Here is a 15028-nt window from a genome sequence, read left to right on the forward strand (position 1 = left end):
TCCCCCTCTGTCCTTTGCGCCTGAGAGATTCGGACCCAGCCGGTGGCCGTGTCCTTTCACCATGGGCGGATGGCTCGCTGACCATCACTTTCCAGAGGCGTCGAAACTCCGCACGGTCCCTTGTGCCTGAGAGATTGACGGGGAGGTGCTGCTCCTTCGGCGTCCGAGGATTTCCCGGAACTCTCCCGCACGGCTGCGACGCACCGCCCAGTCTATGCGGCAGCAAGTTACGAGCATGTTGCCTGGGCTGCGTTTCACATACGAAAGGCGCGCCGCTCGCCGCGGCGCGCCCTCTTCACTGCCGGCTAACCGGTCTTGCTCATCCGGGCTTTGCGACGGAAGGCCAGCTCGTCCTCCGGGCGATCCGAGGCGGTCGCGACTTCGGCCCGTTCGGCCGGGAAGTTGGCGATGGCCCCGGTCAATTCGCGCATGGCCCCGCTGACGGCAATGCCGAACACGCCCTGTCCGCCTTGCAGTAAATCGACGACCTCCTCGGCCGAGGAGCATTCGTAGACCGATGTCCCATCCGAGAAGAGCGTGATCCCGGCCAGATCCTCGACGCCCCGGCTGCGCAGATGATCCACGGCGATGCGGATGTTCTGCAATGAGATGCCGGCGTCGAGCAGCCGCTTGACGATCTTGAGAACCAGGATGTCCTTGAAGGAGTACAGACGCTGGCTGCCCGATCCCGATGCGGAGCGGATGGACGGAACGACCAGTCCGGTGCGTGCCCAGTAGTCCAGCTGACGGTAGGTGATCCCGGCCACCTGACAGGCGGAGGGCACCCGGTAACCGACTAGTTCGTCCGGCACCGTGTCATCGGGGAACAGCCCTGGCTGCACCACATCCTGCGGTTGCGGTTGATCTCCCACTGACTACTCCCTACTGCTGGCCTATCAAGGGCGGGGCTCGTGTCATCGACCTGGAGCGTGGCCTAACAATCGAGGCTACTCCCCTGATTGTCTCGGGAGTACGGGTACCTTCCAAGCCTGACGGACCGCGTGTTTCTAGACCTAAACCTCAGGTCGAGACACGATTCCGCATCGACGGCGGGGTTCAGCTGTCGGTGGCCTTGAAGTCGTCGGGCGAGACCGACTCCAGGAATTCCTTGAACTTCTCGACTTCGTCTTCCTTCTCGTCCGGCATGACGAGTCCGGCCTCTTCGAGCACCGGCTCCTCGGCATAGATCGGACAGCCCACCCGCAGGGCGATGGCGACGGAGTCGGAGGGGCGCGCCGAGATGCGTAGGTCGTTCTCGAAGACCAGATCGGCGTAGAAGGTGCCCTCTTGCAGGTCCACGATGCGCACCTCTTTCAAGGTGTGACCCAAGTCCTTGATCAGGATCTTGATGAGGTCGTGGGTCAGCGGCCGAATGGGCGTGACGCCTTCTTGTTCCAGCACGATCGCGGTGGCCTCGGCCTGCCCGATCCAAATGGGTAGATACCGGTCGCCCGACACCTCGCGGAGCAACAGCACGGGCTGGTTCTGTGGCTGTTCGACACGGATGCCGATCACACGCATTTCGCTCATCGCCGTGCCTCGCTAGCGCTCGCCACGACGATGCGCGAACGCGCGCTGTGTTTGCTGATTCGCTCGCTTCGCTCACTCATGGCACTGCCTCCCAATACTCGCCGGTCGCCCCGCGCGCCAAACAGCGGGGCCGACCGTATTACCGAGTCTAGGCGAAGATTTCAGCCCCCGAGGGAAGCGCGCACAGAGGTCTTCACCAGGCATGTGTGCAGGGTCAGCGACAATGCCGCCAACTCGCGCACGGTCTCTTCGGCGCGGGCGCGGGCATCCGCGTCACGGCTTTTCGCGATGGGTGCGGCGATCTGTGCGACCATCGCCGCCTCCCGGTCCGCGGCCAGTTTGAAGGCGCGCAAATGCCTTGCCTCCAAACCGAATTCGCTCAACGCCTGGGCGGTCCGGGCCAGCGTGACCGCGTCGGCGTCGAAGTACCCGGCGGCGCCGGGGGTGATCAGGTTGGCCCTGATCAGTTCGGTCAGGAACTTCTCGTCGATCCCGGCCTGCTCGAGCAGATCCGCCCGCGTGATTCGGATTTCGTGATCGAACCGAAGCTCCTCGGGCGATACCTCACCGGGCACGACACCCAGCCTGCGCAGCCGGCCGTTCCCATTGCCGTTGGTCTCCATGGCATCCGCTCCCACGGTTCCCACGGCCGAAGCCCGGCGCGCGCGAGCCTCGCGCACACCGAGCGTCGCCGCCCCGCTGTCGATCGCTTCGAGCTGTTCCTTGATCACCTTCAAGGGCAGGTACTGATCCCGCTGCGCCGTGAGCACGAACCGCAGGCGCTCCACATCGGCGACGTGAAACCGGCGGTACCCGGACGGGGTTCGCTCCGGCATGATCAGCCCCTCGGATTCGAGGAACCGGATCTTGGAGATGGTGATGTCCGGAAAATCCGGACGCAGCAAATCCAGCACGGAGCCGATCGACATGCCTCCGCGTGCCCACTGCGCTGCGCCTGTCATTCCGGTCGGCCCTATAGTGCGCCCGCCGCCGATTCACTCGACGCGGGGCGCGGTCCGGTCAGGAATACCAGGCGGAACTTGCCGATCTGAACCTCGTCACCGTTTTGCAGTTCGGAGGAGTCCACCGGCTCCCGGTTGACGTAGGTGCCGTTGAGGCTGCCCACATCGACCACCTGGAAGGTGTCGTCGTCCTGGCGGAATTCCGCGTGCCGACGGCTGACGGTGACATCGTCCAGGAAGATGTCGCTGTCGGGATGGCGTCCCGCGGAGGTGGTGGGCTGGTCGAGCAGGAATCGCGACCCGGCGTTCGGGCCTCGCTTCACCACCAGCAGGGCCGCGCCCGCGGGCAGGCCCTCCACTCCCTGCACCGGCTGCTCGCCGGTCTGCTCGGTGCGCGACGTGTCGACCTCGTTCAGGAAATCAGCGCGGAACACCGAAGTGGTCTCTGCTGCCGTCTCCTGGTAACCCGGGTCCTTGTTCTCGCTCACCCTTGCTCTCCTCCTCGAACCGAATAATCCATGCAAGCAGTTGATGCCCTCAGCGTCGCGGCTACCGTCCGCTTCCCACTGTTCGGGTGGGTCCGAAAACCCGGGCACCGGCTGCCGCACAACTGTTGGCATTGACCGTACCCTGCCGGGGCTTCCCCGTGCAGGTAGAACTGTGAAGGCTGCTTCAGCCTCCGATAACTCCTTGATAACCTGCGGCGTCCAGCAGCTTTGAGAGCTCGGCGTCGAGGGTCGCGGCATCGGCCACTTCCAGCTCGAACAACCAGCCGTCACCGTAGGGATCGGAATTGAGGGTCTCCGGCTCGGCGTCCAGAAGCTCGTTCACCGCAACGACTTTCGCGGCCAGCGGAGCGTAGATGTCGGAAACACTCTTGGTGGACTCGACTTCGGCGATGCTCTCACCCGCAGCGGCGGCCGAATCGACACCCGGCAGCTGCACGAACACGACGTCACCGAGCTGTGACTGCGCGTAATCGGTGATGCCCACCCGAACCCGGGTCGGTCCCACTCTGAGCACCCATTCGTGTTCCTCGGTGTAGCGCAGTTCCTCGGGCAGGTTGGTCACAGGCGTCCTTTCACTGGGCGTCCTCTCGCGGTGGTGCGTTCACATCGAACCAGCGGGGGCTGACATCGATGCGTCGAGCACACCCTATCGGTTAGGTATTGCGGTGCGGCGCGGCCGGTATGGCGCGAGCCACCGCAATGGCCTTGCCGAGGTAGAGAATGCCGGTCCAGACGTATACGGCCGTACCCCAGACCAAGAATGCCCCACCGAAGGCCCGGCTGAAACCCGCAGCGGCCCAATCCATCTGCCCCGCCAGCCACCAGGGCAGCGCGGACATGAGCGCGAAGGTGGCGGCTTTGCCCAGGTAGATGACGTCCGGCGGGGGTAGTTCGCGGCGCTTGTAGATGCCCAGCGTGAGCGTCAGCACGGCATCGCGGCCGACCAGCACGAGCACCACCCACCAGGGCAGGATGCCGCGAATCAGGAAGCCGCCCAGGATCGCGATCAGGTAGAGGCGGTCGACCAGCGGGTCCAGAATCGCCCCGAGTTTGGACGATTGGTCAAGCAGGCGTGCGAGTTTCCCGTCCAGGAAGTCGGTGAAACCGCTGACCACCAGCAGTGCGAAGGCCCAGCCGTCGGCCTCCCGCACCAGCAGCAGCCACAGGAAGACCGGGACGCCGATCAGCCGGATCACGCTCAGCACATTGGGCACGGTGAAGATGCGGTCGCTGTACACCGGTTCGGCGTTCCGCTCGGTAGTCACAGACCGGTCTTACCGCAATCGCTTCCGAGTCACCATCCGGGCACGCCGCTTCCCGGCGTTCACGGCCGAGCGATATGGTCTCCGCCATAGTCGATCGGTGACAGAATGATATGACATCTTTCTCATCTATTGATTGCTAGTGGTCCGGGTGCACGGCGAGAGGAAACACCATGCCCGACTTCGACTACGACGTCGTTGTGATCGGCTCCGGGTTCGGGGGGAGCGTGAGCGCGCTGCGCCTGACCGAGAAGGGTTACCGGGTGGCCGTCCTGGAATCCGGCAGACGCTGGAACGCCGAGGACATCCCCAAGACGAACTGGAATGTGCGCAAGGCGATCTGGGCACCGCGGCTGGGTTTGACCGGCACCCAGCGGATCAGCGTGCTCGGCAAGTGCGCGGTCTTCTCGGCCTCCGGCGTCGGCGGCGGGTCGCTGATCTACGGGAACACCCTGTACGAGCCGCTGCCGGCGTTCTACACCGACAAGCAGTGGGCGCACATCACCGACTGGCGCAGCGAGCTCGCGCCCTACTACGACCAGGCGCAGCGCATGCTGGGCGTGGCGCAGAATCCGCGAATGACCCCCGCCGACGAGGTGATTCGCGCGGTCGCCGAGGACCTGGGCGTGGCCGACACCTTCCACGCCACCAACGTGGGCGTGTTCTTCAACGAGGCCGATCCCGGCACCGAGGTCGACGATCCGTACTTCGGCGGGGCGGGGCCGCGCCGCAGCGGCTGCATCCATTGCGCGCGCTGCTTCACCGGCTGCCCGCACAATGCCAAGAACACCACCCCCAAGAACTACCTCTACCTGGCCGAACAGGCCGGCGCGCAGGTGTTCGACCTGACCACCGCCACCGAGGTGCGGCCGATCCTGGGCGGCGGCTACGCCATCGAGACGGTGCGCTCGGATCGCTGGGTTCGCAAGCAGCGCAAGGTGTTCACCGCCGAACAGGTGGTCTTCGCGGCGGCCGCCCTGGGCACCCAGAAGCTGCTGCACAAGATGCGCGACGAGGGCGTGCTGCCGGAGCTGTCGCCGCGGCTGGGCGAGCTCACCCGGTCCAATTCCGAGGCCATCCTGAACGTGGTCAGCAAGGCCCGCGACGACTTCGCCGAGGGCATCGCCATCACCTCCTCGATTCATCCCGAACCCGATACCCACGTCGAGGTCTGCCACTACGGCAAGGGACAGAACGGCCTGTTCCCGCTGTCGGTACCGCTGGTGGACGGCGGCGCTTTCCGGTTCCTGCGCTTCCTGCTGGCGCTGCTGCTGCATCCGATCGTGTTCGCGCGCAGCCTCAATGCCCGCCGCGCCTCGGAGAAGTCGGTGATCCTGCTGGTCATGCAGTCGCTGGACAATTCGCTGACCTCCTTCCGCCGCTGGGGGCAGCTCAAGACCAAACAGGGCACGGGCAAGCCGAATCCGACCTGGATTCCGCTGGCGCACGAGGTGGGTCGCAAGTTCGCCGGGCACGTGGACGGCGATGTGCAGATGCTGGCGATGGACGTGCTCAATATCCCGGCCACCGCGCACTACATCGGCGGCTGCGTGATCGGTGAAGGGCCGGAATCCGGTGTGGTGGACCCGTATCAGCGGGTGTACGGCTACCCCGGGCTGCATGTGGCGGACGGGTCGGCGGTGACGGCGAACCTGGGCGTGAACCCGTCGCTGACCATCACCGCGCAGGCCGAGCGGGCGATGGCGTTCTGGCCCAACCGGAACGAGCCGGACCCGCGCCCGGAGCTCGGTGCGGCCTACCGGCGGATTCTCCCGGTCACGCCCAAGCAGCCGACGGTGCCCGATTTCGCTCCGGGAGCTTTGCGCCTGCCGCTGTTCCCGACGCACTGAGCAGCGGTTTTCCGGTGCGCTCGGCCGGGCTACCGGCTCGCTGAGCGTACCGGTGAGCGCGCCGGTAAGTTGGAATGTTGTGTGCTCCAATGTGATCGACTTCCGTACCCCCGTCTCGGCCGCGGAGGTACGGGCCCGGGGACGGGCGCTGCGGGAGAAGACTCCCGTGCAATCCCGGGATCGGGCGGCCCTCGGGTCGTCCCGCCCGGAGGTGCTCGAGTTCATCGAGGCCAGCAATCGCGGGCGATTGGAGCGCCTGATCCCGCTGCGTATCGGGCGGATGGCGGCCTCGCCGTACTCGTTCTTCCGGGGCGCGGCCGGCCTGATGGCGGCCGATCTGTCCGAGGGTCCGGTCAGCGGCCTGCGGGCGCAGCTCTGCGGTGACGCGCACGCCGCCAACTTCGGCCTCTACGGCTCACCGCGCGGCGAAATCGTCATGGACATCAATGATTTCGACGAAACCGTGCGCGGCCCGTGGGAATGGGATGTGGAGCGGCTGGCGGCCAGCCTGGTGCTGGCGGGCCGCGAAGGCGGCGCTTCGGAGGAGAACTGCCTGGCCGCCGCCCGCGATGCCGCGCGCTCGTATCGGCTCACCGTGGCCCGGCTGGCCGAGGAACCGTTCCTGTCTTCGTGGACCGCGCTCTCGGCCGAATCGATGATCGATCAGGTGAGTGCCGAACCTTTGCTGGACGCCTTCAAGAAGGCCGCGAAGAAGGCGCGCAAGAACACCAGCGCCAAGGTCGCCCGCAAGTGGACCGAGCATCTCGAAGATCACCAGACCGGTGTCGCCAAGCGCAGATTCGTGGCCGACCCGCCGATCTTGACCCCGGTGGCCGACGGTGTCGCCGACGCGGTCGTCGACGGGCTCACCGAATACGTGGGGACGCTGCGCGAGTCACGCCGCCGCTTGATCACCCGATTCACGGTGTCGGATGTGGCCTTCCGCATCGTCGGCACCGGCAGCGTGGGGCTGCACTCGTATATCGCGCTGCTGCACGGCAACGGCGACGAGCCGCTGGTCTTACAGATCAAACAGGCCGCGCCCTCGGCGCTCACGCCCTACGTCGCCGCGAAACCGCCCCGCCACGAAGGTGAACGGATCGTGCAGGGCGCGCGGGCGGTGCAACCCGAGACCGACATCCTGCTGGGCTGGACCACCTTGAAACTCGACGACACCGAACTGCCGTTCATCGTGCGGCAGTTCCGGAATCTCAAGGGCGGCATCGAAGTCGCGGACCTGGACGCCGAACACCTCGACGACTACGGCCGGCTGGCGGGCGCGCTGCTGGGCCGGGCGCACACCCGCTCGGTCGATCCGCGCCTGGTCGCCGGCTACCTGGAGGACGGTGAGGCGTTCGACGACGCGGTCGCCGCCTTCGCCGTCCGCTACGCCGACCGCACCGAAGGCGATCACGCCGAACTGGTGGCCGCCGTCAAGGACGGGCGGCTGCCCGCCGAGACGGACTGAACCGCACCGACACACGACGAGGCGCAAATCTGTGCCACGACGACCACCCGTCCGTACCATTTCACCTATCTATTCGACGAGAAAGGTGTGAGCGCCGATGCTCGTTCGAGTGCAGAACCCCGCGGGCACGCATGCCGAGAAGGTCCTGATCGACTGGCTGCGCACCTGGAAGGGCAGCGGGGACCCGCACGGCGTCGCCACCGTGAATTGCAGTCTGTTCCACGGTGATCGGCTGTACCCCTTCGACGCGGTGGTGTGGACCCCGACCAGCTGCGTGGTGATCGAGGCCGAAGCGCTGTCGGAGAAGCTGGACGGCGAGCTGGAGGTGCCGCTCAACGGGCCCTGGCGGGTATCCGACCGGATCATCAGCTTCGAGGGCGGGGACAAGCGCACGCCGCTGGACAAATCCCGTGACCACACCTTCGCGCTCCAGAATTGGCTGGCCGAGCGCGGGCTCGGGCAGCGGGTGATCCACGGGGTGGTGCTGGTGGTGCCGCCGCCCGGGTCGCAGCTGCGGGTACAGCAGTTGTGGAGCGATCCGAGTTTCCAGGTGCTGCTGGGTGAGGACCCGAACCGCTTGCGCGAGTACTTCGCCCAGCTGTCCTCGCGCGGACGGCCGCAATGGTCGGCCAATGATGTGGCGTGGGCGTTCCGCGGGCTCGGCATCCTGCCGTATCTGCCCGGGCCGCAGGATCTGATCAACGAGGGCTTCCTGGGCCCGGTGGACATCACGCTGTGGCACGGCGGTCCGCAGCAGGCGCAGGCCGAAGCCTATGCCGAGGAGCAGGCGCAGCTGGAGGCCGATGCCGCGCGGGCCGGCGGGCGGTTCGCGGTGCACAAGCCGTGGTTCGCGCCGAGCCGGTTGTATCCGCGCGAGTCCGACGACATCGATCTCGGGCGCGGGGTGATGCGGGTGCTGCTGACCATCGGCATGGTGGTGGCGCTGCTGTGGGTGGTGTGGGTCGTGGTGGCGGGGGTCATCGCGTACGGGTGATCCGCGGGCGGATCGGCAGGTAGAGCGCGGTCACCACGGCGAGGGCGGCGGCCGCGCCACCGATCACATCGGTGGGATGGTGATAGCCCCTGCCCACCATGCCGATCAGGACCACGGGCAGCACCACCGCCATCACCACCAGCAGCGTGACCCGCACCCGCGCCGACTCGCTCACCAGCGCGATCGCGGTGACCACGGCGACCAGGTGCACGGTGTGGCCGCTGGGATAGGCCAGATAGTGGTGCAGCGGGCGATCCCAGAGCGGTTTCAGCACCAGTGAATTCAGCACGATGGCCGCCTCCGGAGCCAGCAGCACGAACCCGGCCTGCCACCACAGCCGCCGGTACGCGAACCATCCGGCAGCCGCCAGTAGCAGCGGCACCACCACGTACCAATTGCTCGGGAACACCAGCACGTCGTAGATCCCCGGATGCCCGCCCAGCGAGGTGTGGATGTGCTCGCCCAGATTCCGGTCGAACCCGGTGGGCCCACCATCGGCCGGAAAGAACAGCGGCACAACGATGGTCACGAGTGCCGCGGCCACCACGACGGCGGGCAGCGCGGCACGCCGCATCCAGGTCTCGGTCGGCGTCGCTACCGGCGCGCTGGTTGAACTCACGCCCACAACATAGCCGCGCCGGATATCCCGCAGGTGGCGCGGTGGACGGCTCGTCCGTGCACCGCGCCGTCCGGATTCACTCCCGTACCGAGACCTTCTCCAGCAGCGGGCGCGAGCGGGCCGGGACCCACCAGTTGGCGGTGCCCATCACGCGCATGAACGCCGGGACCAGAATCATTCGGACCAGGGTGGCGTCCACCAGAACCGCTGCGGCGCAACCCAGTCCGAGCATGCGGTTCATGGTCACGGCGCTGACGCAGATACCGGCGAAGACGACGGCCATGAGCAGCGCGGCGGCGGTGACGATCGGTCCCGAACGCGCGATGCCCAGGGCTACGGCATCGTCGTTGTCGGCGCGGGTCTTTCCGGAGTTCTCCCACTCCTCGGTGAAGCGGGCGAGCAGGAACACCTCGTAATCCATGGAGAGGCCGAAGGATACGCAGAACAACAGCACCGGCAGCGTGGCGATGGTGTAGCCGGTGGCGAAGGTGCCCAGGCCGGACAGGTGACCGTCCTGGAAGATCCAGACCATCGCGCCGAAGGTCGCCGACAGCGACAAAACGTTGAGCACCAAGGCTTTCAGCGGCAGCACGACGCTACCGGTGAGCAGGAGCAGCAGCACGAAGGTGATGATCGCGATCCAGGCTGCCGCGTACGGGAAGCCCTGCGCGATGCCGTTCGCCGAGTCGGCGGTCTGCTGGGCCAAGCCGCCGAACAGCACGGGCGAACCGGGACCTTCGACCGCGCGCAAGGCTTCGAGTTGCCGCTGACCGTCCTGGGAGTACGGGTCCAGGTGGCTGACGATGGTCAGGTGCGCGCTGCCGGCCCGCTGGCCGTCCGGATCCGCCACACCGAGCGGCTGCCCCTTCGTCCAGGTGCCCGCCGGTCCGGTGACCGCTTGCACATCGGCCACGCTCGACAGCGCCCGCTCGTACGCGCTCAGATCCCCGACCGCGTCGGCCCCCGCGGCCGGCTGCACGATCACATGCACCTGCCCGGTGGCGTTGTTGTCGAACCGATCCCGCAGCAGATCGCCCACCTGCCGCGATCCCACACTGGTCGGCAGCACCCGGTCATCGGGCAGGCCCATTTTCAACCCGAACACCGGCGCGCCGAGCACCAGCAGCAAAGCCACCACCGGCAGGGCGCACAGCGCCGGCCGTCGCTGCACGGTCCGCGCCACCCGGTACAGCACGCTCTGCTGCACCGGCTTGGCTTCCCGCAACGGTTTCCGGTTGAGCCGCTCACCCAGCAGCGCCAGTAGCGCGGGCACCAGCGTCAGGGCCAGCACGACCGAGAGTGCCACCACGGCCAGCCCGGCGAAGGCCAGCGACCGCAGGAAGGCCATCGGGAAGAACGACATTCCGATGAGCGCGATCCCGACGGTGATCCCGGAGAACGCGACCGCTCGCCCGCCGCGCTTCATGGCCAGCAGCAGCGCCTCGTTGCGTTCCCGTCCCGCCGCGATCTCCTCGCGATATCGGCCGATGATCAGCAGCGAATAGTCCACCGCCAATGCGAGCCCGATCGCGGTCGTGATGTTCAACGCGAAGATCGACAACTCGACCACGAAGGTCAGCAGATACAGCACCGCCGTGGTCCCGACGATCGCGACCACACCGGTGATGAACGGAATCGCCGCCGCCACCAGGCTTCTCAGAAACCAGACCAGCAGAATGAAGGTCAACGGCAGCGCGACCGCCTCGGCCAGCCCGAGGTCTTTCTGGGTCTGCTGCGCCGTCTCGTTCCAGATGATCGCCTGCCCGCCGGCGCGCACGGTGACCCCGTCGCGCGACCCGGTGTACTCGTCGGCCAGCTCGCGGGCGACCCCGGGCGCACTGTCCTCATCGCCGCGCACGGTGGCGACCACCAGCCCGACCTTCTGATCCCGGCTGGTCAGCACCGAAGCCAGTTGCGGATCCGTCCACGGCGAAACCGCCCGCGACACACGGGAATCCGATTTCAGCGCCTGGGCGATCTCCTGCCCGCGCGCTTTGCCGTCACCGCCCTCGGATTCCACGGTCAAGACGAGCTGCATGCCCGACATCCCGTAGTCGCGCTCCAGGATCTCCCCGACCCGAGCGGATTCGGAACTGGTGGAGACGAATCCACCGTTGGACAGTTTCGACGCCACCTGCGAGCCCATCGCCCCGCACAGCAGGAACGCTATGCCCACGATGACGAGCACCGATTTCGGTGCGCGGACGGCGATTCCGGACAGTCGTGCGATCACGGTCTCCCCCTTACCGATCTGTTCTACCCCCGCCCTAGGGGCCGGTCGGAAGACATCCTGATCTTCCGCCCGGCCCCGTGGTCCGGTCTGTGGTCAACCTCTCACGAAAGCGGCCCCTCGGCCCCCTGCGCGAGCATGGCGGCGTGCAGCGATTTCTCGGGCACGCCGAGCCCCGCGACCAGCGTGAGCGCTTGCGGCCGTAGGCGATCCACGAGTTCGTTCACGCCGCGCCGGACGGCTTTGGCGCGCTCCACCGACATGAAGCGATGCATGATGAACCAGGCTTGGTTCTCTTCGATGATGGTGTAGACGAACAGATCGCAGACGGTGTCGGCGAGCGCCTTGGCTTCTGGATCCTCGATATCGGCGATGCCCTCGATGAAGGCTTCCAGGGTGAGCCGTTCGATATGCGCCGTGCCCGCCGCCAGAATGTGGTCCTGGGCATTGTTGAACGCTTCGAACGGTCCCGTTTCCTTTGCGCGAGCCCGCAATCGGTGCGCGGCGGTGCGGGTGAGGTAGTCCTCGCGGTCGGCGAGCAATTGCAGCTGCACCGAACGGCGGGACAGATCGCCCTCGTCGACGGATTCGTCGGAGCGATCGCGCAGCCGCTGGATCAGCTGGCGCACGCCGGAGCGTTCCCGCACCACATCGCGAGCCATGGTGGAGGCGAACCGAACCCAGCCGAGCGCGTCCAGATCCCGCACCTCGTCGGAGTAGGCGGTCAGCAGCTCCTTCGCCACCAGCTGGGTGAGCACCACATTGTCGCCTTCGAAGGTGGTGAATACGTCGGTGTCGGCTTTCAGCGTGACCAGCCGGTTCTCGGTGAGGTAGCCCGCGCCGCCGCACGCTTCCCGGCATTCCTGGATGGCGTGGGTGGCGTGCCGGGACTGCGCGACCTTGAGTCCGGCGGCGCGCTTCTCCAGGGCGCGTTGCGCATTCGGGTCGAGGTCCTGTCCGGTCTGCACCAGATGCATGCGACGGACCAGATCGTTCTGTGCGAACGCCAGCGCATAGGACCGTGCGACCAAGGGCAGCAGCCGCCGCTGATGGCTGCGGTAATCCATCAGGACGGTCTCTTCGCCGGTGTCCGGGTCGGAGAACTGCCGTCGCTGCTCGGCGTACCGGATGGCGATGCTCAAGGCGACCCGCGCCGCCGCGGCCGCCGCCCCGCCGACACTGACCCGCCCGCGCACCAGGGTGCCGAGGGTGGTGAAGAAGCGCCGGCTGGGGTTCTCGATCTCGGAGCTGTAGGTTCCGTCCGGCGCCACATCGGCGTACCGGTTGAGCAGGTTCTCGCGCGGAATTCGCACGTGGTCGAACATGATTCGGCCATTGTCGACCCCCGGCAGGCCGCCCTTGAGCCCACAGTCGGAGGTGGTGACGCCGGGCAGATCCCCGCCCTGCTCGTCCCGGATCGGCACCAGAAAGCAGTGCACGCCTTGCGATTCCCCGCCGGTGATCAACTGTGCGAAAACCGCTGCTATCTGGGCATGTTCGGCCGCGCCACCGATGTAATCCTTGCGCGCGGACGGAGTCGGACTGTGCACCACGAACTCTCGGGTGCTCGCATCGTAGGTCGCCGTGGTTTCCAGGTTGGCCACGTCGCTGCCGTGACCGGTTTCGGTCATGGCGAAGCACCCCAGCAGGTCCAGGGTGATCAAACGCCGGATGTATTCCCGATGCCGTTCGGTGCCGAGGTTCTCCACCGCACCGCCGAAAAGTCCCCACTGCACACCGGATTTCACCCACAGCGACAGGTCCGTATAGGCCAGCATCTCGAGGGCCGTGACCGCGCCGCCCGGGTCCCCGATACCCCCGTCTTCGAGCCGGAAACCTCTTTCGACCCAGCCGAATGAGGACACCAGTCTCATTTGTTCCAGCACGCGGGTGCGCGCCGCCTTGTAGTCCAGGTAGGGATCGCCGAAAAGACGATCGTCGTCGAGGTGTTGCCGGGCCTGTTCACGCACGTCACGCCACGATCCGTCGAGTGCCGCGCGTAGTGTTTCCGCTATCGATTCGCCACCGCTTGCCATACTCGAAAACACTACTGCCCTCGGCACGCTCACCCCGGTGATCTATCGCACCCGTGTACGTTTCTCTTGTGAGCAATGAGCTGGCAACCGAGCAGCTGAACGGCGCGGCAAGCGCTCGCGGACGCTGGCAGCGCTGGCTGACCCGGGCCACCGACCAGGTGTTCGGCGAGCGCCGCGCCACCATGGACGCCGTGGTGGAAGCGCCCGCACCGCTGCAACCCATCGATCTGACCGACGACGCCGAAGTGACCCGGGTGCTCGACCTGGCCGAGCGTGTCGGCGAGGTCGTCCTCGCGTCGGGCACCGCGGTCACCGACACCACGACCCAGGTCGAATTCATCGCCGCCACCTACGGCTTGGCGCAGGTCGACATCGACGTCACCTACAACTCGATCCGCATCTCCGCCGACCGCGGCCCACGCCTCCCCCCGGCATCGACCATGCGCGTGGTCCACTACCGATCTCTCGACTTCACCCGTCTGGCGGCCGTGGACCGGCTGACCCGCCGCATCCGCCGCGAGCTGCCGCCTCCCGAAGAGGCCCTCGAAGCCCTCGACGAGATCACCTCCGCCCCGCACCCCTACCACCGCTGGATCGCGACCTTCGGCTGGGCGCTGATGGCCGCGGCGGTCGCGCTGCTGCTCAACGGCGGCTGGCTGATCGCCCTGCTGAGCTTCGCGACCACCACCGCCATCGACCGGACCAACCGCCGGCTGAACCGGCGCGGTTTGCCGTTCTTCTTCCAGCACATGGCCGGTGGCATCATCGCGGCCATACCCGCGGTGCTGGTCAGCTCGTATGTCAGCACCCTGCACCTGGACCCGGCGTTGATCATCGCTGCCGGGATCGCGGTGCTGCTGGCCGGTCTGCAATTGGTCGGCGCGGTCGAGGACGCCATTACCGGAGCGCCCATCACGGCGGCGGCCCGCATGCTCGAAGTGATCATGATGACCGGTGGGATCATCGCGGGGATCGTCCTCACGTTGCGAGTCGCGGAGCTGCTAAATCTGTCGGTGCCTTCGGTGGACATGGCTCCGGCGCGCGATCTCACCAATCTTCCCCTCAAGCTCTTCGCCGGTGGGCTTACTTCGATGGCCTTCGCTTTGGCTTGTTATGCGGAGCGCCGGGCTTTGGCGGTCGCGGCTTTCAGTGGTGCGGCGGCCATTGTTGTTTATCTGTTGGCGGAGCAGATCGGCTTCGGGCCTATCGTCTCGTCTGGGGCGGCGGCTGTCGTGGTCGGTCTGTCGGGTGGTCTGCTTGCGCGGCGGGCCTTGACGCCGCCGCTTGTAGTGGCGATTGCGGGTATCACTCCGCTGCTGCCCGGTCTTCGGGTTTATCGCGGGCTCTATGCGCTTCTCAATGATGAGCAGTTGATAGGTCTGAACCAGCTTTTGAGTGCTTTCGCTGTTGGGCTGGCGCTTGCGGCCGGTGTGACGCTTGGTGAGTGGATGGCGCGTGATTTGCGGCGGCCTCAGATTCTTCAGCGGTTCGGCAGTATTCGACGGCCGCGGCTTGCCTCTGGTTGAGTGGGGGACGGTTTGGAGGTTTCAGAGATCAAAAGATCAAAA

Annotated in this window: 13 protein-coding genes and 1 riboswitch; of the genes, 4 read left to right on the top strand and 9 right to left on the bottom strand. The window is 66.6% G+C overall.

The annotated features are described in order from the left end of the window. Window positions 1-103 precede the first annotated feature (103 nt). Window positions 104-198: riboswitch (glycine riboswitch) on the bottom strand. 107 nt (window positions 199-305) lie between these two features. The 6 genes from NI1_RS19445 to NI1_RS19470 all read right to left on the bottom strand — a co-directional run bounded on the left by NI1_RS19445 (window position 306) and on the right by NI1_RS19470 (window position 4266). Further along, on the bottom strand, window positions 306-872 hold the full coding sequence (locus tag NI1_RS19445) for a MerR family transcriptional regulator (RefSeq protein WP_067822291.1): 567 nt from the start codon (window positions 870-872) through the stop codon (window positions 306-308). A gap of 184 nt (window positions 873-1056) precedes the next feature. Beyond that, entirely contained in the window at window positions 1057-1530 is a 474-nt protein-coding gene (locus NI1_RS19450; RefSeq protein ID WP_067822294.1) for a bifunctional nuclease family protein, read from the bottom strand. Between the two features lie 161 nt (window positions 1531-1691). After that, entirely contained in the window at window positions 1692-2459 is a 768-nt protein-coding gene (ftsR, locus tag NI1_RS19455; RefSeq protein ID WP_157535195.1) for a transcriptional regulator FtsR, read from the bottom strand. A gap of 44 nt (window positions 2460-2503) precedes the next feature. Then, window positions 2504-2980: a glycogen accumulation regulator GarA gene (gene garA, locus NI1_RS19460; protein WP_067709776.1), complete on the bottom strand. Its 477-nt coding sequence runs from the start codon at window positions 2978-2980 to the stop codon at window positions 2504-2506. A gap of 184 nt (window positions 2981-3164) precedes the next feature. After that, the gene (gcvH, locus tag NI1_RS19465) at window positions 3165-3563 is read right to left on the bottom strand and encodes a glycine cleavage system protein GcvH (RefSeq protein ID WP_067822299.1); all 399 of its coding nucleotides are present in this window, start codon (window positions 3561-3563) and stop codon (window positions 3165-3167) included. Between the two features lie 91 nt (window positions 3564-3654). Continuing rightward, the gene (locus NI1_RS19470) at window positions 3655-4266 is read right to left on the bottom strand and encodes a CDP-alcohol phosphatidyltransferase family protein (protein ID WP_067822302.1); all 612 of its coding nucleotides are present in this window, start codon (window positions 4264-4266) and stop codon (window positions 3655-3657) included. A 170-nt stretch (window positions 4267-4436) separates the two neighbouring features. Between NI1_RS19470 and NI1_RS19475 the strand changes: the two genes are divergently transcribed. The 3 genes from NI1_RS19475 to NI1_RS19485 all read left to right on the top strand — a co-directional run bounded on the left by NI1_RS19475 (window position 4437) and on the right by NI1_RS19485 (window position 8575). Then, window positions 4437-6113: a GMC oxidoreductase gene (locus NI1_RS19475; protein WP_067822305.1), complete on the top strand. Its 1677-nt coding sequence runs from the start codon at window positions 4437-4439 to the stop codon at window positions 6111-6113. A 79-nt stretch (window positions 6114-6192) separates the two neighbouring features. After that, entirely contained in the window at window positions 6193-7581 is a 1389-nt protein-coding gene (locus tag NI1_RS19480; RefSeq protein WP_067822308.1) for a DUF2252 domain-containing protein, read from the top strand. Between the two features lie 97 nt (window positions 7582-7678). Then, on the top strand, window positions 7679-8575 hold the full coding sequence (locus NI1_RS19485) for a nuclease-related domain-containing protein (protein ID WP_067822311.1): 897 nt from the start codon (window positions 7679-7681) through the stop codon (window positions 8573-8575). Here the strand turns inward: NI1_RS19485 and NI1_RS19490 are convergent. The 3 genes from NI1_RS19490 to NI1_RS19500 all read right to left on the bottom strand — a co-directional run bounded on the left by NI1_RS19490 (window position 8559) and on the right by NI1_RS19500 (window position 13460). Beyond that, window positions 8559-9194, bottom strand: coding sequence for a phosphatase PAP2 family protein (locus NI1_RS19490; protein ID WP_245663297.1), 636 nt, complete (start codon window positions 9192-9194; stop codon window positions 8559-8561). The genes NI1_RS19485 and NI1_RS19490 overlap by 17 nt on opposite strands. A 76-nt stretch (window positions 9195-9270) precedes the next feature. Next, window positions 9271-11427 (bottom strand): MMPL family transporter, encoded by a 2157-nt coding sequence (locus NI1_RS19495; RefSeq protein WP_084523398.1) that lies wholly within the window; start codon window positions 11425-11427, stop codon window positions 9271-9273. A gap of 101 nt (window positions 11428-11528) precedes the next feature. Then, a complete protein-coding gene (locus NI1_RS19500; RefSeq protein ID WP_067822318.1) occupies window positions 11529-13460 on the bottom strand; it encodes an acyl-CoA dehydrogenase family protein in 1932 nt (643 codons plus the stop codon). A 182-nt stretch (window positions 13461-13642) separates the two neighbouring features. Here NI1_RS19500 and NI1_RS19505 point away from each other — a divergent pair, with 182 nt between their 5' ends. Continuing rightward, window positions 13643-14986: a threonine/serine exporter family protein gene (locus NI1_RS19505; RefSeq protein ID WP_067822753.1), complete on the top strand. Its 1344-nt coding sequence runs from the start codon at window positions 13643-13645 to the stop codon at window positions 14984-14986. Window positions 14987-15028 lie beyond the last annotated feature (42 nt).

It is taken from the genome of Nocardia inohanensis NBRC 100128 (genome assembly GCF_001612945.1).
Taxonomy (GTDB): domain Bacteria; phylum Actinomycetota; class Actinomycetes; order Mycobacteriales; family Mycobacteriaceae; genus Nocardia; species Nocardia inohanensis.